Here is a 19,617-nt window from a genome sequence, read left to right as displayed (position 1 = left end):
CATGCGGATCACCGGCTATCGCACCCTGACCACGGTGCAGGAGTGGGGCCGACCGGTCGGCGACGCCAACGGCGTCTTCACCGACGGCGTCACCTCGGTGCCGATCGTCGTCGTGGAGACCGACGAGGGGATCTCCGGAGTCGGCATCGGGTCGCACGTCGAGATCGAACGAATCTTCCCAGCCATCGACGGCGAGGATCCGCGCGCCGTGACGGCGCTCTACGACCGCATGCTGCGGCAGGCGTTCAAGGCCGGCCACACCGGGCCGGTGTTCGGCACCATCGGTGCCCTCGACACCGCGCTGTGGGACATCAAGGCGCAGGCGGCCGGCGAACCGCTCTGGCGGCTGCTCGGCGGCCGCGACCGGCGGGTGCCGGCGTACGCCTCCGGCCTCGACATCGCGCTGACCGACGAGCGACTCGTCGCCGAGTACGAGGTGTACGCCACCTACGGTCTGCGGGCCGCGAAGCTCAAAGGCGGTCTCGACATCGAGCGGGATCTGCGTCGGCTGTGTCTGGTCCGCGACGTGCTGACCGAGGCGGCGCACGGGCTGCGACCCGGTCTGATGCTCGACGTGAACGAGGCGTGGACGCGCAAGCAGGCGGTCCGGCACGTCGGCGAGATCGAACGCACCCTCGATCTCATCTGGATCGAGGAGCCGGTCCGTCGATGGGACGCCGAAGGGCTCGCGGTCGTCAGCCGGGGGATCCGGGCATCGGTCGCCACCGGCGAGAACCTCACCGGCCTCGAGCAGTTCCGGCCGCTGATCGCGGCCGCAGCGGTCGACGTCGTCCAGACCTCGGCGGCCTGGGGGGTCACCCACTTCCTCCGGGTCAGCGTCCTGGCCCACGCCAACGACCTGCCGGTGAGCCCGATCGGCAACACCCCGGTCGGACTGTTGCACGCCGCGACCTCGGTGCCGAACCACCTGGTCAGCGAGTTGCAGGACCTGAACCCGCCGGTCGGGACCACCATCGACCTGTCCGTCGAGGGCGGCTGCTTCGTCCTCGGTGACAGCCCGGGCCTGGGCATCCGCCTCGACGAGGCGGCGATCGTCGCGGCAGCCCGCCGACCGCGCCCACTGACCGCCGACGGTCCGCTGGTACGGCCGGAGCGCGCCGGCCGGCACCTGCTGGGCGAGCCCGACGGCGGGCCAGTGCTGGGCGAGCCCGACGGCGGGCCAGTGCTGGGGAAGCCCGACGGCGGGCCAGCCGCCACCCGTAACGAGGTGTCCCCGACCACGGCGAGCTGAGTCGACGTACGGCGCCGGCGCGGCCGGTGCCCTCCGAGGACCGAGAGGCAGGTGCGATGAAAGCAGTGGTCTACCGTACCGCTGGCAACCTGGCGGTCGAGGACCGCGCCGGCCGGCCGCCGGGCGACGGCGAGCTGACCATCGCGGTGGCCTACACCGGCATCTGCGGCACGGACCTGCACATCTACCACGGCGGCATGGACGCCCGGGTCGGCGTACCGGCCGTGCTCGGGCACGAGATGTCCGGGCGGGTGGCCGCCATCGGGGCAGGTGTGGCCGGCTGGACCGTCGGTCAGGCCGTCACGGTCATGCCGACCCGGTCGTGTGGGCGGTGCGTCGCCTGTCGGCGCGGCCGGTCGCACGTCTGTCACGCCATGGACTTCCTCGGCATCGACTCGCCGGGTGCCATGCAGTCGTCCTGGACGGTGCCGGCGGAGCTGGTCCTGCCACTGCCGGAGGGAGTCCCGCTCGACCACGCGGCGCTGGTCGAACCGCTCGCCGTCGCCGTGCACGACGTCCGGCGGGCGAGCGTGGCCGCCACGGACCACGTCGTCGTGGTCGGCGGCGGGCCGGTCGGTGTCCTCATCGCCGCCGTTGCCCAGCAGCGGGGCGCACCGGTCCTGCTGGTCGAACCGGACCCGTTCCGGCGGGGCGTCGCCGGCCGGATCGGGATCGAGGCGATCGACCCGCAGGTGGACGACCCGGTGGCGGCGGTGACCGAGTGGACCGCCGGCGCGGGCGCGGACGTCGCGTTCGAGGTGTCCGGGTCGGCGCCGGGCGTCGCCACCGCCGTCGACGTCCTGACCACCCACGGCCGGCTGGTGATGGTGGCGATCCACACCCAGCCGCGGACCGTCGACCTGCACCGGTTCTTCTGGCGCGAACTGGAACTGCGCGGTGCCCGGCTGTACCAGCGCGACGACATGCTCGAAGCGATCCGGCTGGTGGCGTCGGGAGCGGTGCCGGTGGGCGCGCTCATCTCACGGACCGTGCCCGTCGACGCCGTCACCGACGCCTTCGACGCGCTGGACCGGCGTGCCGGCGTGATGAAGGTGCTGATCGACTGGCAGGTGCCGGCCCGATGAGCACACCCTTCGACCTGACCGGCCGGACCGCCGTCGTGACCGGTGCCCGACGGGGCATCGGCCTGGCCATGGCCGAGGCGCTCGCCCGGGCCGGTGCCGACATCGTCGGTGTCTCCGCCAACGCCGAAGCCGAGGGCAATGAGGTGCAGCGGCGGGTCCGGGCGGCCGGGCGGCGGTTCACCGCCGTACGGGCCGACCTGGCGGACCGGGCGGCGGTGCACCGACTGGCCGACGAGCTCACCGCGTCCGGGCCGCCCGACATCCTGGTGAACAACGCGGGCACGATCGCCCGGGCGGCGGCGGCCGAGCATCCCGACGAAATGTGGGACCACGTCATCGAGGTGAACCTGACCAGCCAGTTCGTCCTGAGCCGGGAGATCGGCCGGCGGATGGTCGACCGGGGGTACGGGAAGATCATTTTCACCGCGTCGCTGCTGAGCTTCCAGGGGGGTATCAACGTGCCAGGTTATGCGGCCGCCAAGTCCGGTCTGGCGGGGCTCACGAAGGCACTGGCGAACGAGTGGGCGGCGTACGGGGTGAACGTCAACGCCATCGCGCCGGGCTACATCGCCACCGACAACACCCGGGCGCTGCGCGCCGACCCCGACCGGAGCCGGGCGATCCTGGACCGGATCCCCGCCGGCCGCTGGGGTCGGCCCGACGACCTCGGTGGCGCGACCGTGTTCCTGGCGGCACCGGCGTCGGACTACGTCAACGGCATCGTGCTGCCGGTCGACGGCGGGTGGCTGGGGCGATGACGGGCACGCGGGATCGTCCGGCGGCGGGCCCGCCGCCGGTTCGGCGACTGGCGGCCCGGTCGCTCCTGCGGCGACCGGCGGTGCGCCTCAGCGAGGTCGGTTTCGGGGCGTCCCAGGGCGGCAACCTCTACCGGGCGACGACCGACGAGGAGTTCGCCGCCGCCATCGACGTGGCGTGGGCCGGCGGCGTCCGGTACTACGACACCGCGCCGCACTACGGGCTGGGGCTGTCCGAGCGACGGCTCGGCGAGGCCCTGCGGTCCCGCCCACGCGACGAGTACGTCGTGTCGACGAAGGTCGGGCGGGTTCTCGTACCGTCTCCGGAGACCGCGCACGACCGCGACCCGGAGGGGTTCGACGTCGCGGCGACCCATCGTCGGGTGTGGGACTTCAGCCGCGACGGGGTGCGCCGGTGCCTCGACGCGAGTCTGGAACGTACGGGTCTGGACCGGATCGACATCGGCTACCTGCACGATCCGGACGAGCACTGGGAGACGGCCGTCGCCGAGGCGCTGCCCGCCCTGGTCGAGTTGCGTGACGAGGGGGTGCTGCGTGCCGTCGGGGTCGGGATGAACCAGTCCCGGATGCTCGCCCGGTTCGTCCGGGAGTCCGACGTCGACGTGGTGATGTGCGCCGGCCGGTACACCCTGCTCGAACAGGGCGCGCTGGCCGACCTCATGCCGGTGGCGCGGGCCGCCGGGGTCGGGGTGGTCGTCGCGGGTGTCTACAACTCGGGGCTGTTGTCGCGGGAGTGGCCGCCGGACGACGCGTTCCACGACTACCGACCGGCGGCGCCGGAGGTGATCGACCGGGCCCGGCGGATCGCGTCGATCTGCGCGGCGTACGGGGTCACCCTTCCGCAGGCGGCCCTCGCCTTCGTCCGGTCGCACCCGGCGGTGGTCTCGACGGTGGTCGGCATGCGTGACCGGCGACAGGTGGTCGACACCCTGCGGCGGGCGGAGACCGAGGTGCCGGACGAACTCTGGTCCGCCCTGCGCGATGCCGGACTTCTGCGGTCGTGACTCACCGGCATCCGCCGGGTGTCGGCTCCCGCTCCCAGATTATTCGAATCATGGAAAGTGTCGAGACAAATCGATTCAAAGATTGACGCCTATCGATATGAAAAGTATGCTTTCCTGTGGTAGGGCATAGGGGTAGGGGCTCGATTTCCAACGTCCAGGAAAGTCGGTGCCCGAAGTGGGCGACCTGCCCCTGTCATCCCACCGCACCGTCCACAGGTAAGGAGATCGACCGTGTCCAGATCCGCATCCACCACGGCGCGAAGGCGGGTGTTGGCCGGCGGAGTCGCGGCGGCGACCGCCGTCGCCGCCGTCGCCGTGGCGTCGCCGGCCTTCGCGGCCACCACCACCCTCTACGCCTCCCCGTCCGGCACCGGCACCAGCTGCTCCGCCGTCCAACCCTGCTCACTGACCTCGGCCCAGTCAGCGGTGCGCGACCGCAACGCCGCGATGTCCGGCGACATCGTCGTGGAGCTGGCCGACGGCGTGTACCGGCTCTCCGCGCCGCTGCGGTTCACCGCCGCTGACTCGGGCAACAACGGCTTCCGGGTGCTCTGGCAGGCCGCACCGTCGGCGCGTCCGGTGATCAGCGGCGCCCGGGCGGTCACCGGCTGGTCGCTGGCCGACTCCGGCCGCAACATCTGGCGGGCCAACGTCGGCGCCGGCACCGAGACCCGGCAGCTCTACGTCGACGGCGCGATCGCCACCAGGGCCCGTACCCAGGTCAACCGCAGCGACTTCACCGCCAGCAGCACCGGGATGAGGTTCACCAACTCCGCGTTGAACTACCTCAACAACCTGGCCAACCAGAACCGGATCGAAATGGAGAGCGTCGGGTCGTTCACGGACCGGTACTCTCCTGTGCAGAGCATCTCCGGGAACCTCATCACCATGGCGCAGCCGGCATGGAACAACAACAATTTCGGGTACGACACCTTTACCAGCCCGCACCGGGCGGGTCCGCTCTATCTCACCAATGCGTACGAGTTTCTCGACACGGCGGGGGAGTGGTATCTCAACCGTACGACCGGTGACCTGTACTACATCCCATCCGCCGGCCAGAACATGAACGACCTCAGCGTCGAACTTCCCGTACTGCAGTCACTGGTGAACCTGGGCGGCACCTACGACGCTCCCGCACACCACGTCACCTTCAGCGGAATCACCTTCACCGGCACGAGTTGGCTCGGGCCCAGCAGCAACCAGGGCTACGTGGACCAGCAGACCGGGGCCTACATCTCCGGCAACTGGAACTGGCCCAGCTTCACCTCCTGCCACAACGGTTGCCCGCAGTTCGAGGCCGCGCGTCCGCACTGGTACCAGTCACCTGCGGCCGTGCAGATCTCGGCGGCCAACGACATCACCATCACCGACTCCCAGTTCGTCAACCTGGGACAGACGGCGATCGGCATCGGTAACGACGCCAACGCCCACGCCAGCGGAGTCGGACTCGGTGCCAGCAACATCACCATCGACAGATCCGAGATCGCCCGTACGTCGGCCGGCGGCATCGTGGTCGGCGGCGTGCGTGCCGACGCGCACCACCCCGGCGACCAGCGGATGGTGAACCGGGACATCACCATCAGCAACAACCGGATCCACGACATCGGTGTCGAGCACCGGGGGATCGTCTCGGTCCTCACCACCTACGTCACCAACGCCACGATCTCCTACAACGAGGTCTACAACATGCCGTACACCGGCATGTCGATGGGGTACGGCTGGGGCGCCAACGACGCCGGCGGCAGCAACCACTACGCCGACCGTGGCCTGTACAACTACCAGCCGCGCTACTCGACGCCCACCACCGCTGCCAACAACCGGCTGATCGGCAACTACGTGCACGACGTGATGCAGCAGATGAACGACGGCGGGTGCATCTACACGCTGTCGGCGAACCAGGGCGGGCTGATCAGCGACAACTACTGTCTACGGACCAACGGCTACTTCGGGGTCTACTTCGACGAAGGTTCGCGGTACTGGACAGCCCGCAACAACGTCTTCTCGAACACCGGGACCTGGGCCACGGCCAACTACTGGTTCGCCGAGAACATGGGCAACTTCACCGTCACCAACAACTGGTCGACCAACGGCAGTACCAACGTGACCAACGGCGACCGCGGCAACGTCGTCAACAACAACGTCACCGTGACCAACGGAAACTGGCCGGCAGGTGCCCAGGCGGTGATGGCCGCCGCCGGACCCCGCACCGGCGGCGGGCAGCAGAACGTGCAGATCGTCGGGGTCCAGTCCGGGCGGTGCCTGGAGGTGCCGAATTCGAGTACCACCAACGGCACTCAGACCCAGCTGTGGGACTGCAACGGTGCCACCGGTCAGCGGTGGACCCGCACCTCCGCCGGGCAGCTGATGGTCTACGGCACCAAGTGCCTGGACGCGAACGGCCAGGGCACCACGAACGGCACCACGGTGATCATCTGGGACTGCAACGGGCAGCCGAACCAACAGTGGACCGTCGACGCCAGCGGCACCATCCGGGGCGTGCAGTCCGGGCTGTGTCTGGACGCCAACGGCGCCGCGACGGCCAACGGCACGAAGATGATCCTCTGGAGCTGCCACACCGGCACCAACCAGCAGTGGACCCTGCGGAACTGACCGACACGGATACCGACGCCGGGCCGTGTCCGTGAGGGGACGCGGTCCGGCGTACGGCGGTTGCCGGTGTGCCGTCAGGACGGGCGGCCGCTCGGCGGCACCGGCGCTCCGGACGGCTGCCCGTCACCGTCGAGCTGCCCGCCGGTCGGGGTCGTGTTCGTGTCGATGCCGACCGGCAGGGTCGCGGTGTACCCGCTCGCGGTGTCACCGGTGACCGTGGCGAGCTGCAGTTCGGCCCGGTCGTCGCCGAAGACGTTGTCGGTGTCGAGGCTGGTCGACGCCAGGTTGTCGATCGAGTCCTCGTAGCCCGGCTCGGCGTAGACCGCGTCGCAGACGTCCTGCGGCAGCGCGACCTGGGAGGTCGCGATCACCATGGCGGCGTCGGTGATGCTGGCCTCGTCGGGGTAGACCTCGAAGTGGATGTGTGGCCAGCGGCCGGTGTAGCAGCCGGGGAAGATCGTGGTGAAGCTGACCGTGCCGGCGTCGTCGGCGAGCTGGACCCCGCGCAGGTAGTTCTGGTCCGTGATGCCCTCGGAGTACATCGAGTAGCGGCCCTCACGGTCGCAGTGCCAGACGTAGACGGCGACACCGGCGAACGGCGTACCGCCGCCCGCGAGGTCGGTGAGGGTCAGCTCCAACGTCAGCGGTACGCCCTCGGCGGTCCCGCTCGCTCCGTCGAAGCTGGAGCGGATGTCGCTGCGGACGACGCCGCTCTGGTCGAGGACGTCGGGGCCGTTGGAGCCGTCACCCGGGTACGGCCCGGCGGTCTCGTCCGGGATCTCGGTGGTGGCCGCCGCCGCCGACGGGGACGTGGCCGGCTCGGTGACCACGTTGCGGGTGCAGGCGGCGAGCCCGACGGTGGCCGCACCGAGGCCGAGCACCTGTAGTACCTGCCGGCGGTCCCACATGGTGCGCAGGTCGAAACCGAGGCCCTGGTCGACGAGGTCCTCGTCCGGCCGTGGCAGTGGGCGGCCCTGGTAGGTGGTGGCCGCGCTGGGAAGCTGGTCGTGTCGCATACGTCCCTCCGTCCGTGACACACGGTAGTTTTCGCGTCGTGGTCCCGGGGGGCCGTTTGGCTAATTCAGCCCCCAGGCGCGGGGCAGGAGATTCGGGAATGTCGATTGATTGGCGGGATCCGGGAGCGTAGAATCGAAGTGCATGAATGGATCTCGCTCCTCCTGGGCCCGGGTCGGCACGCTGACGGTCGCGCTGCTCATCGGTGCCGCCACCGTCGGATTCGCCCCCACCGCCGCCCACGCGGCGATCGCCCACTTCGTGAAAGAAAGCGAATGGTCGGACGGGTACGTCGGGAAGTTGACCGTCCACAACAATGCCCCGGTCCCGATCACCAGTTGGCGGGTCGACCTCGAGTTGCCGGCCGGCACCAGCATCAGCAGCCACTGGAACGCCGAACTCACCCGGGTCGGGACCCGCTACGTCTTCCAGGATCTCGGCTGGAACGGCACCCTCGCCGCCGGCGCCACGACCAGCTTCGGTTGGATCGCATCCGGCGTCGGCAGCCCCGTGCACTGCCTGGTCGACAACCAGCCGTGCGCCCCCGACGACGACGGCACCGGCCCTGACGTCGACCCACCGACGATCCCCGCGAACCCTCGGCACACCTTCGAGAACCAGCAGCTGAACCTGCGCTGGGACGCCTCGACCGACAACCGGGGGGTCGTCGGGTACGACATCTTCTCCCACAGCGGCCAGCTCGCCACCACGACCGGCACCAGCCATACGATGCCGCCCCCGCCGCCGGGAGTCTTCGTCTTCGGTGTCCGCGCCGTCGACGCGGCCGGGAACTCGTCACCCTTCGCCATCATCACCATCGGCGACGTACCGGACGACGAACCACCGACCGCGCCGTCCCGGCTGCGGCTCACCGGCCCACGCGACGGCCACTACCAGATCACCTGGGACCCGTCCGACGACAACGTCCTCGTCGCCGGCTACGAGGTGCAGCAGATGGGGACCGTCTCGGCGGTCACCCTGGTCGGTGACACCTTTGCGTACGGTGAGTCACGCGGCTACGGCACCTACCTGTTCCGGGTCCGGGCGTTCGACAGCGCCGGCAACTTCTCCGCGCCCGTCCACGTGGGCATCGCCGTCGACCCGGCGCCGTCCATTCCACCGACCCCACCGACTCCGTAGCCACCGCCGATGCGGGACCGCCCCGTCAGCAGGTGATCGACACGGCGGCCGACTGGTGCACCAGATGCAGGTACGGAGGCTGGTACCCGCGTGGCGCAAAGACGTACGCGTCGGCGACGCCGTAGTACGTGCCGTTGACGCAGGGCGCCGGCGCGGGTACCGACGTACCCGGGTAGGCCCCGACGACCCGGCGTGCGCTCGCGACCGGGGTGTTGCCCCGGAACAGTCCGGTGACCAGGTCGATCCCGGCCACGGTGGCGGTGCAGTTCACCCGACCCACCACGTTGATGTTGCCCGGGTTGTGTGTGGACAGATGCGGGTTGTCCGCCGTCGCGGTGCAGGTGATGACGTCGGTCGCGGCCACCCCACCCGCCCGGGTGAAGGAGAACTCGACGACGGCTGCGCCAGCGTCAGCCGCCGACGGACGTTGCCGCTCGGCCGCAGCCGCCGGTGCCGCGACAGCGACGACGGTGGTCGCCACGCACAGCAGGAACACAGCGGCCCGTCGCCGGTGCCGTCGATGGACCAGTGACATCACGTTCCCCTTCCGACGGGCCGGCCACGGTCGTGACCGGCCGAATTCGCCGGTCACGACCGTGGCCGGCGGGACCGCCGGGCTGGACCGGCGGGTCACCGGACCGAAGTTAGGTGGTGCCGCTGGATGTCTTCTGGTCAGCTTCTGAACCGCCCCGCTCGGCGATGTCGACGTAACGTCGTCGGCGTACCCCGCGTCGCAGACGTTGTTCGCCGGGTCCGTCGACCAGGTCCGGTCAGGCCGGGGCACCGCTCGGCGGGGTACCGCCGGGACCGCCCGGGGCACCACTGGGCGGCGTACCGCCCGGGCCGCCCTCGCCGCCGCCGGCCGGACCGCCGCCACCGGACGGGGCGGAGCCGCTGCTCGGCGTGGTGGTCGTGTCGACCGCCACGGTGAGCGCGGCGGCGTACCCGCCGGACACGTCCCCGGTGACGGTGGCCAACTGCAGGACGCCACCGTCGTCGCCGAAGACGTTGTCCGACTCCAGAGTGATCTGCGCCAGGTTGCCGACCGAGGCGTCGTAGCCGGTCTCGGCGTACACGGTGTCGCAGACGTCCTGCGGCAACGCGACCTGCGAGGTGGCGATGGCGTTGGCCGCGTCGATGATGCTTGCCTCGTCGGGGTAGACCTCGAAGTGGATGTGCGGCCAGCGGCCGGAGTAGCAGCCGGGGAAGATCGTGGTGAAGCTGACCTTGCCGGCGTCGTCGGTGATCTGCACCCCGCGCAGGTAGTTCTGGTCGGTGATGCCGTCGGAGTACATCGAGTAGCGGCCCTCACGGTCGCAGTGCCAGGCGTAGACGGCGGTGCCGACGAACGGCGTACCGCCGCCGGCCAGATCGGTGATGGTCAACTCCAGGGTCAGCGGCACCCCTTCGGCCGTACCGTCGGCGTCGCCGAAGCTGGACCGGATGTCGCTGCGCACGACGCCGCTCTGCTCCAGGACGTCCGGGCCGTTGGATCCGTCACCGGGGTACGGCCCGGCGGTCTCGTCCGGGATCTCACCGGCCGACGTCGCGGCGGACGTCGCGGTCGAACCGCCACTGCTGCCGCTGCTGGTGGCGTTGCTGCCGCAGGCGGCGAGCCCGAGGGTCGCCGCGCCCAGGCCGAAGGCCCGCAGGATCTGCCGGCGGCCCAGCAGGGTGCCGAGGTCGAAGCCGAGGCCTTGGTCGACGAGTTCCTCGTCCGGCCTGGGCAACGGGCGGCCTTCGTACCGTGCGGTGCCGTCCCGGCGGGGATCGCGCTGCATCCGTTTTTCTCCGTTCGTGACGACGACATGTCATCGGTGTCGTGCCTTGGTTGTGACCAACCCTGGCCGTCCGCTCCAGCAGCCCGCTGTGCCGTGCCTGTGGATCCGCTGTGCCCGGCTGCCGCCCGGTCGGGGTGCGTCAGGATGGGGACCATGACGACGACGGCGGTGCGGGACCGGATCGAAGCGACGCTGCGCGCCTGGGACGGCTACGAACGGCGACGCGGCACCACCCCCGTGATCGACTACGACTGCCGTCCAGCACAGCCCGACTCGGCCGCGCCGCCACCGGCCACCAGCCGGGTCGCCGTACTCGCCGAACTGACCGCCATCGCCGACGAGCCGGCCTGCCGGGCCGACACCCGGCTGCGGACCCGCGTCGACGCCGACCGCACCTACCTGCAGGCGATGCTGGGGGAGCGGCTGCCGCTGGCCGACTACCTACGGCGCACCCAGGGCTGCGCCAGCGCCGGCTGGTCCGAGGCCCACCTCACGCAGGTCGGCGACCGCGCCCGCGCCTGCCTGGCCGACCTCGACGTCGACTGGGACGACCGGACCCTCACCCAGCTCACCAGGGTCGAGGGCCGGCTGCGCGGCCAGGACGCCGCCGACGCGATCGAACAGGCCGCGACCGACCTGGAACCACTGGTACGGGCGGCGACCGGCACCGACGCGCCGTACCAGTTGACGATCGAACAGGTCGAGGTCGACGCCTACTGGTCGTACTGGCTCGACGGCGCCGGCACGGCCGCCCGACTGCGACTGAACCGGCACCGCGCCGAGTTCACCGAGACCCAGGCGCGGGTGTTCGCGCTGCACGAAGTGCTCGGCCACGCCCTGCAGTCGGCCAGCTGGTACGCGCGGTGGACCGCCGTCGACGACGGCGCGGTACGCCTGCTGTCGGTGCACACCGACACCCAGGTGCTGCTGGAAGGGCTGGCGCAGGCGTGGCCGCTGTTCGTCATCGGCGACGACGCCCCGGCGGTGGCGCGGGTCCGGCTGGCGCACTACACCCAGCTGGTCCGCGCCGGCCTGCACCGGGCGGTCGACGACGGCGTGCCGGTGGCCGACTGTGTGCGGTGGGCGCGGCAGCGGGTGCCGTTCTGGACCGACGAGGAGATCGGCAACGCGTTGACTGACCGCAGCGTCGACCCGCAACTGCGGTCGTACCTGTGGGCGTACCCGGCCGGTATCGACTGGTTCGTCGCGCTGGCCGACACCGGCGGCCCCGCCGCCCGTACGGCCGTGCTGCGGGCCGCGTACCAGGGGCCGTTGACCCCCGCCGACCTCACCGCGCTGTGGCCGGACGGGCCGACCATCGGCGGGGTCGGAGCCCAGCGCTGACGGACAGGGTCCTTCGCGCCAGGGAACCCGGTTCCACGACACGACACATCGTGCATTGAGGGCATTCGTGTGACCGGTCCCGGACAGACAGTAGGGGTCGGGCGGGATTCGGCATAGCGTTGACCTGAATCCATTCCGTGCCCGGAGGTCACCGTGCAGCCTGCCCTCATGCCCGCAGTCGACAATCTGCCCTACAACAACGAGCCGATCATCGTTGTCGGATGTGGGACCACCCATGTCGTCGACGTCGGTGGAAACCAGCTTCCTGGGCACCGGATTCCGCTCGGGAACCCGAACACCCACGCCGACATCTTCATTCCTGCACACCTGAGTTACACGATCGACGTCAATCACGCCCAGGGGCCGCACCGGGTCGGCGACTTCTGGGTCGCCGACCACACCGAGGACCTGCCGGGCGGCAGATTCTCCGTCATATTCTTCGAGAACCTGCCCGGCCCGCTGTTCGCCAACCGCGGCTGGTGCCTGACCGCAGTGCGAGCCGCGCACCGGCTGCTGCAGGCGGGTGGACGGGTGGTCATCCGTGCGGGTCTGGGGACCATCAACCCGGGTGGACACCTTGACCAGGCGCTCCAGGACGTCTTCGGTCCCCACCAGGTGACACACAACGCGGACGGGTACGGCGTCATCCAGGACATCCGCGCGGTGAAATGACCTGCGGTACGGGTGCCTGCGCGACGAGGTGCGTAGGCACCCGGCAGACTCGCCGCCATGGCTCGAATATCAATCAACAAACGGCTATTTCGCCCCAGACTCATCCACATGACTCTGAATTGAGAAATGCGGTAGGAGAAACTCGGCTCCCGCGCAAAGTGCAACTTCTAGGTCGCGTCACGAAGTGTCTGGAATCCAATGAAGAATCAATTCCGTCAACTCCAACGTCCTGGAGCGTAGCCTGGTTCTAATCTCAGCGGTGGCCCATCACCGCTGACCGCCTGGCCTGCGCCTACGGTGCCACACCGGCAGCAGTGCGGCGGAGCGGCGGTTGCCGACGGGTAGGGTGCGACCGTGCCGAAGCGTGTGGGCGGTCGAGACCGCCAGCCGACACCGGGTCGCCTCAGTGGACGGCGGGCCCGGATCGTACTACTCGCTGTCATTGCCGCGCTGGTCGTCGTCGTTCTGGCGGTGCTGGTGGCGGCGCTGTGGCCGAACGATCCGGCTGAGCCCCGCGCCCGCGAGTACCGGGACGTCACCGTGTGCCTGCTCACCGGCGCGGCCGGGGTGACCGACCCGGCCGCCGCGCCGGTATGGACCGCGATGCAGGAGTCGTCGCTGCAGACGCGAGCCAGAGTGCAGTTCCTCGAAGTGGACGGCCCGCAGACCGCCGACAACGCGGCGAGCTATCTCGCCAGCCTCGCCGGCAGCGGGTGTGAGCTGATTCTCGCGGTGGGTGAGGGGCCGGTGGCGGCGACGGTCCGCGACGCCGCCCGGCACCCGCAGGCCAGCTTCGTACTGGTCGACGATGGATCGGCGGCGGTCGACGCCGGCAACGTGACCGTGGTGACCGAAACCGACGATGCGGCGCTGCAGCAGCGGGTCCGGGAACTGGTGGACGCGGCGGTCGGTGCTCCGGCCGATGACTGAGCTGAGGACTCAGTCGGGGACCGAGCCATCGGCTGAGCCGGGGATTAAATCGCCGACGGCGATGTGTGGTCAACCCTCCGTACGGATGCTTGTGCGCTCCGCTTGTGCCATCGGAGACTGTCCGACGTCGGCATGATCGATGTCGGACAGTTTTCGGTACACGGGGGAGGGCGGCCATGCGCCGTGCCATCGGTCGTGCGTCCCGGCGGATCGCCATCGTCACGCTGCTGCTGTTCGGGCTGACCGTCGCCGTGCCGGCCGGTGCCGTACCGGCCGACAATTGGCCGGTCTCCTGGCTCTGGTCATGGGCCTCGAAACGTCCCCTGTGGTCGGCTGCGGCGGCCGCGCTCGGTGCGCCGGCGATGGCCGGACCGGCACCGTTCACCGGTGACCATCACGTCCCGGCAGACGCGACCGACGCCGACGGCGGTGCCGGTCGGGTTGCCGAGCAGGCAGCCGGCACCCTGCCGCCGTACCAGCCGCACGACCCGGCGGTCCCGACCACCCCGACCGGTGTCGCCGAGCCCGGCTTCGACGCGGCGACCAGCCGCCGGGACGCCAGCGAAGCCACCGCCCGGTCCAGGGCGCCACCGGCAGTGTTCCGGACCAGGGCGAAGGTGATTTCGTCTATCGAAATCTGCGACCGGATGAGGATCCAGCGGATGGTCTGGTTGCGAAGAACCCAGGTGCGACGTACACGCCGGCCGGACATGTGCTGAACGGGAGTCGAGCCAACTGGCGATCGCAGTACATTTCCACCACGAGAAGTTTGGCTGCCGCAGATCAATGGTCATCGGGGCGTATGGTTAGGATTGATCTTGACAAGGTTTCAGGTGGCGTTTTCGATCTATCCACTGACGCGGGGCGGGCGCAGCATGGCATCAAAGGTTTTACTGCAATCAATAGAGCTAAATCTTCCGGAGAGGTGCTACTGACGGGTCGGGTGCCCGCCGATGCAATCTCTTGGGTCGTTGGAGGTCCATCGTGATCATTGTCTCGCAGGAATTGCAGTTTCTGGCTGACTCCTGGAAGGAGTTCGATCTTTCGCTTCGAATGAACCGTGGGCTAGATGAGTCGGCGTTGGAGTCGCTCAAGTCCGCTCTTGGGGCATGTGCCTCGGCTTGGGCGAATCTTGATGCTATCCCACGACTGGGTGTCAACATACTAGTCGACATATTTCCGGCAACCGAATCGAACTCGAATTCATATGCTGGGGAAGTTGGGGAGCGAATCATGGCTATCGCATTTGAGCTGCAAGAACTAGTGTCGGACTGCGTTCAAATCGATGAGGGCTTGTTGTAGCGAGGCAAGCTACATCGATATGTTTCTCTGAGTGTCCATCCGCCAGAACCGGTGATGACCTCGGTGTCCCTGGGGCCTACGGAAGTAGGTCAGAGTTGGCGGAACTCGCCCTTTTCTGCGCCGTCGAGGAAGCAGTCCCACTCCTCTGGGGTGAAGATGAGGACCGGGCCGTCCGGGTTCTTGGAGTCGCGGAGCGCGTACGCCTGACCCAGGTTGGCGACCTCGACGCAGCCACCGTTCGTGGATGACTTCCTGCTCTTGCGCCAGACGGCAGTGCTGAGGTCGAGGTCGGGGGTCACGTGCTGCTCCTCGTCGGTCAACCCGTGGCGCGGGTCAGGGCGGTGATCAGCTTGGCGCTCTCGGGTGGGCTGAGCGCGGCGGCCGTGATGTGGTTGTACGCCAGGTTACACCGGCGCAGGTCCGCGTCACGTTCGAGATAGAGGCCGCCGGCCTGACCTTCCACGTAGACGACGGGGGAGTGGATGTCCTCCTCGAAGTCGAAGATCGTGAACGCGCCGAGCTCACCGGGGTAGCTGCCGTGGCTGTACGGGACGACCTGGAGGGTGAGCCAACGGTTGGCCTTGACGGTGTCGAGGATGTGGGTGAGCTGGGCGCGCATGGCGTCGGTGCCGCCGACCCGGCGGTGCAGGACCGCCTCGTCGAGGATGATCCAGGTCTGCGGCGGGTCCGCGAAGATCCGCTCTTGGCGGGCGCGGCGGATCTGCACCTGCCGTTCGATCTCATCCGGCGTGAGCCCAGGCGTATGCGTCGAGACGATCGCGCGGGTGTAGTCCTCGGTCTGCAGGAGCCCGTGGACCATCAGCGGCTCGAAGACGCGGATGCTGGTTGCCGAGGACTCCAGGCTGAGGAAGGTCGCGAACTGCTGGGGCACCATGCCGAACTTGGACCACCAGCCGCGCTCCTTGCCGCGCTTCTGCAGCTCGATCATGTCGTTGCGGGCGGCCTCGTCGGTGACGCCGTACATGTCGAGCATGACCAGCAGTTCGGCGCGGTTGGTGCCGACGTAGCCGGCCTCGACCTTCTTGATCTTCGACTCGGAGCAGCCGAGTTTGTCGGCGACGTCTGCCTCGGTGAGGTTGGCGGCGCGGCGTAGGCGGGTGAGCTCCTCGCCGAGCTGCCAGCGCGGGATGGTTGGACCGACGACCTTGGGCACGTCTGCCTCCACAGTGGGTGAGGTGGATTCCGCCATCTTGGACCATCCATGCCTGTCAGCGCAACCAGGCTAGCGCGATCCATCTTGATCATTAAAGCCGACTGATCGAGATGGTCTCAAGATTTTTCCATGGAAGAATTGACGGACCAGATTCGGCGTGCCACTGTCGATCCAAGCGGGTTACTAGATCGCGACGATCTGTGATCTTCAGTCCGCTGTGCCGGTGGCGCCCGTTCCGTCGCCGGTCAACCTCGTGAACCCGTAGGAGTCCTTCGATGCCTTCGCTGCGCTCTGACCTGCCCGAAGACGGCCCACCGGTCGGGGAACCCGAGCGCGGCGACACGTCCGACCAGTGGCTGCTGCGTGGGGTCCTGATGTGTGCGGCGTGTGGGCGGCGGCTGGAGCCGTTGTGGACCGCTGACGGTGGTCGGGCGTACCGGGGCCGTGTGGTTGCCGGCTGCGACCGGTCGACGCCGGCCGGATCGAGCGGCTCGTGGGCCTGTCCATCGCCCGCCGCCGCCCCGACCTGGCCGCCGCCGCGACGCCGCGTACCCAGGCTGAGGTGATCGGCGACGCCATCGATCAGGTGTACGTCGGTGCCGACGCCGACGAGGTGCTGATCGTCTGGCGTACCTGAGCCGCCCCACCCGCCCCACGCGATCCCGGCCGACGCGACCCCACCCACGGACCAGCCCCACCCTGTCACTGCGCCGACGAGGAGCCACCATGCCCACGTACCCGCTGGCTGACGACCTGTTCCGGATGGCCCACCACCGGCTGCACGGCCGCCCACTGCTGCACCCCCGGGCACTGCGCCACGGCCTGGCCGCCGCACTGCTCGCCGAACTGCTCTACCCACAGTGGATCACCGTCCGGCACGGCCGGGTCGCCGTCGGGGCGAGGATCGTCCCACCGGACGATCTGGTGCACGGCCTGCTCGCCCAGATCAGCGCCGCGCCGACCCCGCAACCGGTGCGGACCTGGGTGGAAGTGCTCAGCGACACCGCCGTACGGCAGGTCACCACCCGGCTGACCCGCGCCGGCCACGTACGCCGGGAAGTGACCCGCCGGCGCCTCGTCGGCCGCGACGAACGGTGGGTGCCGACCGACATGAACACCGCCGCCTGGCCGACCGCCCGGCTGGCCACCGCGCTACGCGCCCGGCGGCGTCTCGACGTCACCGACCAGGGCCTCGCCGCTCTCGCCTGGGCCTGCGGCCTCGACCGGCACCTCCTCGACGGCGCACCGCCGCACGCCTACGACGACCTGCGCCGCCTCGTCGACCACGGCTGGCCGCCGATCGCTGACCTGGCCCGGCAGACCCGCGCGGCGCTCGGCCGCACCGTCGCCGCCCACCGGGGCTGACCGACGCGCCGGCCCGGACGCCGCCCACCGAGCTGGGGTCGGGCCGGTGGCGGCAACCGCCGGCCCGACCCCGTCCCACCACCGACGACAGAAGACGACACAAGACGACAGGAAAGGCAGACGACGATGGAGATCTGCGCGTTGACCAGTGCCACGGTGCTCGGCTACCTGGCCGGGCTGTTCTCGTTCCGGGTCAAGAGCCGCTGGTGCCCGAAATGTGGCGAACTGACCACCACGCCGCCGCCGAGCGTCTGAGTCCTGCGGTCGGCACCGGTCATGCTGGTCGGGTGGCACAACGACAGGACAGGGGAGAAGCGGTGGGCGAGCCGGCGGCCGCGTTCCACCGGTCGTTCTGGCGCACCCTCGGCTGGGTCGTCGCCGGGCTGGCGTTGATCGCTGCCTGCCTGGTGATGGCGGTCAGCGGCCTCGACGGGCTGCCGCATCCGCTCGCGGCGGCGTACCTGCTGGTCGGTGCCCTCGGCCTGGCCCTGTTTACGGCCGGTGTGCTGCGCCTGGTCTGGCAGCTATTCCAACGTCGGCCCATCGTGCTGATCGGCCCCTGGGGTGTGCTGGACCGTCGGCTGTCGCCCCGGACCATCCCGTGGCTGTCGGTCGCGTCGGTCCGGGTCACCGGCGTGGGCCGGCAACGGTTCCTGACCCTCGACCTGTTCCCCGGTGCGGAACGTGCGGCGCTGTCGAGCCGCTCGGCGCGAATCCTGCTGCGGGTCAACCGGCGGACCGGCTACTCCGGGGTGCACATCGGCACGGTCGGCCTGAGGTGCCGGGTCGAAGATCTGGCCGAGGCGGTGCTGCGACACCGCAATGGCGTGGCACCGGGCGGGCCGCCGGGCTAACCTGCCCGGCGTGCCCGAACTGATCGCACCCACCGCCGAGCTGTACGCGTCGTGGCTTGCCGCCCGCGAGGAGTGGGGGCCCGGCACTCATCAGGACGGCAGTGGGCTGCGCCCGGCCGACGACGTCGACACGGCCGCCGGGTTCGCCGCCTGGGTCGACCGGCTGCGCCGCCAGGGCGACGAGTCGCTGCCCGCCGACGAAGGACGGGTGCACGCCACCCACTGGTGGATCGTCGAGCAGGGCAGCTACCTCGGGGCGATCTCGCTGCGGCACCGGCTCAACGACTTCCTGCTGCGCGCCGGTGGGCACATCGGGTACGGCGTACGGCCGTCGGCCCGGGGCCGACGGGTCGCGACCTGGGCGCTCGGCGCGGTGCTGCCGCTGGCCGCCGCCCGCGGCCTGGACCGGGTCCTGATCACCTGCGCTGACGGCAACGCCGCGTCGGCGCGGGTCATCGAACGCCACGGCGGCGTGCTGGAGGACGTACGGGACACCGAGCTCGGCCGCACCCGCCGCTACTGGATCACCCTGTCCGACCAGCCGGCAGCGTCGGGGCCGGTCCGGTGACGACGCCGGGGACACCGCGTACCGAGCAGGAAGCGATCGAGATCCAGCGGGAGCTGGCCCGCCGGGTCCGGGTCGACCAGCCGATGCCCGTACCGCCGAGGTTCGTCGCCGGTGTCGACGTGGCGTACGCGTCCGACTCGTCGGCGGGTGGTCGGCTCGCCGGCGCCGTCGTCGTGCTCGACCTCGCCGACGACCTGTCCGTGGTGGCCAGCGCCACCGCGACCGGCGTCGCGGACTTCCCGTACGTTGCGGGCCTGCTCGCGTTCCGGGAGATCCCGATCCTGCTCGCCGTCCTCGACCAGCTCGCGGTCCGTCCGGACCTGCTGGTCTGCGACGGGTACGGCGTGGCGCATCCACGCCGCTGCGGCCTGGCCAGCCACCTGGGCGTGCTCACCGGCATCCCGGCGTTCGGCGTGGCCAAGACGGCGTTCGTCGACACCGACGGCGAGGTGCCGCGCGAGCGCGGCGGCGGGGCCGACCTGGTCGACGGCGGCGAGGTCGTCGGCCGGGCGCTGCGTACCCGGACCGGGGTCGCCCCGGTGTACGTGTCGGCCGGGCATCTCATCGACCTCGACCAGGCGGCGGCGATCACGCTGCGTCTGACGCCGAGTTTCCGGCTGCCGGAGACCACCCGGCTGGCGGACCGGGCCAGCCGGGAAGCCCTGCGGGGGCAGCGCGGCGACCTTTTCCGTAGCCGCTGAAACCAGGTGTCACCGTCGCACGTCAAGGGGTACGTCGGTCGAAAC

21 protein-coding genes are annotated in these 19,617 nt (G+C 70.0%); 16 read left to right on the top strand and 5 right to left on the bottom strand.

The genetic code is table 11. The annotated features are described in order from the left end of the window. Position 1 precedes the first annotated feature (1 nt). The 5 genes from O7623_RS09800 (at position 2) to O7623_RS09780 (ending at position 6,727) form a co-directional block, all read left to right on the top strand. Complete coding sequence (locus tag O7623_RS09800) at positions 2–1,252, top strand: mandelate racemase/muconate lactonizing enzyme family protein (RefSeq protein ID WP_282228299.1); 1,251 nt, start codon at positions 2–4, stop codon at positions 1,250–1,252. 56 nt (positions 1,253–1,308) lie between these two features. Next, positions 1,309–2,337, top strand: a complete 1,029-nt coding sequence (locus O7623_RS09795; protein ID WP_282228298.1) for an alcohol dehydrogenase catalytic domain-containing protein — start codon at positions 1,309–1,311, stop codon at positions 2,335–2,337. Further along, positions 2,334–3,095: a 2-dehydro-3-deoxy-D-gluconate 5-dehydrogenase KduD gene (kduD, locus tag O7623_RS09790; protein WP_282228297.1), complete on the top strand. Its 762-nt coding sequence runs from the start codon at positions 2,334–2,336 to the stop codon at positions 3,093–3,095. Before O7623_RS09795 ends, kduD begins: the two co-directional genes overlap by 4 nt. Positions 3,096–3,175: 80 nt before the next feature. Next, complete coding sequence (locus O7623_RS09785; protein ID WP_282228296.1) at positions 3,176–4,117, top strand: aldo/keto reductase; 942 nt, start codon at positions 3,176–3,178, stop codon at positions 4,115–4,117. A 231-nt stretch (positions 4,118–4,348) separates the two neighbouring features. Then, positions 4,349–6,727 (top strand): RICIN domain-containing protein, encoded by a 2,379-nt coding sequence (locus O7623_RS09780; protein ID WP_282228295.1) that lies wholly within the window; start codon positions 4,349–4,351, stop codon positions 6,725–6,727. Positions 6,728–6,801: 74 nt separating this feature from the next. Here O7623_RS09780 and O7623_RS09775 read toward each other — a convergent pair whose 3' ends face one another. Continuing rightward, positions 6,802–7,743: a 3,4-dioxygenase subunit beta gene (locus O7623_RS09775; protein ID WP_282228294.1), complete on the bottom strand. Its 942-nt coding sequence runs from the start codon at positions 7,741–7,743 to the stop codon at positions 6,802–6,804. A gap of 142 nt (positions 7,744–7,885) precedes the next feature. Here O7623_RS09775 and O7623_RS09770 point away from each other — a divergent pair, with 142 nt between their 5' ends. After that, positions 7,886–8,881, top strand: a complete 996-nt coding sequence (locus O7623_RS09770; RefSeq protein WP_282228293.1) for a cellulose binding domain-containing protein — start codon at positions 7,886–7,888, stop codon at positions 8,879–8,881. A 25-nt stretch (positions 8,882–8,906) separates the two neighbouring features. Here the strand turns inward: O7623_RS09770 and O7623_RS09765 are convergent, their stop codons facing one another. Together O7623_RS09765 and O7623_RS09760 are read right to left on the bottom strand one after the other, a co-directional pair. Continuing rightward, a complete protein-coding gene (locus O7623_RS09765) occupies positions 8,907–9,416 on the bottom strand; it encodes a hypothetical protein (RefSeq protein ID WP_282228292.1) in 510 nt (169 codons plus the stop codon). A gap of 235 nt (positions 9,417–9,651) precedes the next feature. After that, positions 9,652–10,662 carry an intradiol ring-cleavage dioxygenase gene (locus tag O7623_RS09760; protein ID WP_282228291.1) on the bottom strand — a complete coding sequence of 337 codons (1,011 nt, stop codon included), beginning with the start codon at positions 10,660–10,662 and terminating at the stop codon, positions 9,652–9,654. A gap of 153 nt (positions 10,663–10,815) precedes the next feature. Here O7623_RS09760 and O7623_RS09755 point away from each other — a divergent pair, with 153 nt between their 5' ends. The 4 genes from O7623_RS09755 (at position 10,816) to O7623_RS09740 (ending at position 14,327) form a co-directional block, all read left to right on the top strand. Further along, positions 10,816–12,006: a hypothetical protein gene (locus O7623_RS09755; protein ID WP_282228290.1), complete on the top strand. Its 1,191-nt coding sequence runs from the start codon at positions 10,816–10,818 to the stop codon at positions 12,004–12,006. A 168-nt stretch (positions 12,007–12,174) separates the two neighbouring features. Then, on the top strand, positions 12,175–12,678 hold the full coding sequence (locus O7623_RS09750; protein ID WP_282228289.1) for a hypothetical protein: 504 nt from the start codon (positions 12,175–12,177) through the stop codon (positions 12,676–12,678). Positions 12,679–13,032: 354 nt separating this feature from the next. After that, on the top strand, positions 13,033–13,608 hold the full coding sequence (locus O7623_RS09745; RefSeq protein WP_282228288.1) for a hypothetical protein: 576 nt from the start codon (positions 13,033–13,035) through the stop codon (positions 13,606–13,608). Between the two features lie 176 nt (positions 13,609–13,784). Continuing rightward, positions 13,785–14,327 (top strand): hypothetical protein, encoded by a 543-nt coding sequence (locus tag O7623_RS09740; protein WP_282228287.1) that lies wholly within the window; start codon positions 13,785–13,787, stop codon positions 14,325–14,327. 672 nt (positions 14,328–14,999) lie between these two features. On the opposite strand, the gene O7623_RS09735 is transcribed toward O7623_RS09740, so the two are convergent. Both O7623_RS09735 and O7623_RS09730 read right to left on the bottom strand, forming a co-directional pair. Further along, the gene (locus tag O7623_RS09735) at positions 15,000–15,209 is read right to left on the bottom strand and encodes a DUF397 domain-containing protein (RefSeq protein WP_282228286.1); all 210 of its coding nucleotides are present in this window, start codon (positions 15,207–15,209) and stop codon (positions 15,000–15,002) included. A 17-nt stretch (positions 15,210–15,226) separates the two neighbouring features. Then, complete coding sequence (locus O7623_RS09730) at positions 15,227–16,120, bottom strand: helix-turn-helix transcriptional regulator (RefSeq protein ID WP_282228285.1); 894 nt, start codon at positions 16,118–16,120, stop codon at positions 15,227–15,229. Positions 16,121–16,577: 457 nt separating this feature from the next. Between O7623_RS09730 and O7623_RS09725 the strand changes: the two genes are divergently transcribed. The 6 genes from O7623_RS09725 (at position 16,578) to O7623_RS09700 (ending at position 19,572) form a co-directional block, all read left to right on the top strand. Continuing rightward, positions 16,578–16,721: a hypothetical protein gene (locus tag O7623_RS09725; RefSeq protein WP_282228284.1), complete on the top strand. Its 144-nt coding sequence runs from the start codon at positions 16,578–16,580 to the stop codon at positions 16,719–16,721. A gap of 89 nt (positions 16,722–16,810) precedes the next feature. Then, positions 16,811–17,449 (top strand): GPP34 family phosphoprotein, encoded by a 639-nt coding sequence (locus O7623_RS09720; RefSeq protein ID WP_282228283.1) that lies wholly within the window; start codon positions 16,811–16,813, stop codon positions 17,447–17,449. 126 nt (positions 17,450–17,575) lie between these two features. Beyond that, the gene (locus O7623_RS09715) at positions 17,576–17,704 is read left to right on the top strand and encodes a hypothetical protein (RefSeq protein ID WP_282228282.1); all 129 of its coding nucleotides are present in this window, start codon (positions 17,576–17,578) and stop codon (positions 17,702–17,704) included. Between the two features lie 62 nt (positions 17,705–17,766). Beyond that, on the top strand, positions 17,767–18,303 hold the full coding sequence (locus tag O7623_RS09710) for an STM3941 family protein (protein ID WP_282228281.1): 537 nt from the start codon (positions 17,767–17,769) through the stop codon (positions 18,301–18,303). 10 nt (positions 18,304–18,313) lie between these two features. Continuing rightward, a complete protein-coding gene (locus O7623_RS09705) occupies positions 18,314–18,871 on the top strand; it encodes a GNAT family N-acetyltransferase (RefSeq protein ID WP_282228280.1) in 558 nt (185 codons plus the stop codon). Next, positions 18,868–19,572, top strand: coding sequence for an endonuclease V (locus O7623_RS09700; protein WP_282228279.1), 705 nt, complete (start codon positions 18,868–18,870; stop codon positions 19,570–19,572). Before O7623_RS09705 ends, O7623_RS09700 begins: the two co-directional genes overlap by 4 nt. The last annotated feature ends 45 nt before the right edge of the window (positions 19,573–19,617 follow it).

It is taken from the genome of Solwaraspora sp. WMMD791 (assembly GCF_029581195.1).
GTDB lineage: Bacteria > Actinomycetota > Actinomycetes > Mycobacteriales > Micromonosporaceae > Micromonospora_E.
This window is presented reverse-complemented; position numbering and strand designations above follow the sequence as displayed.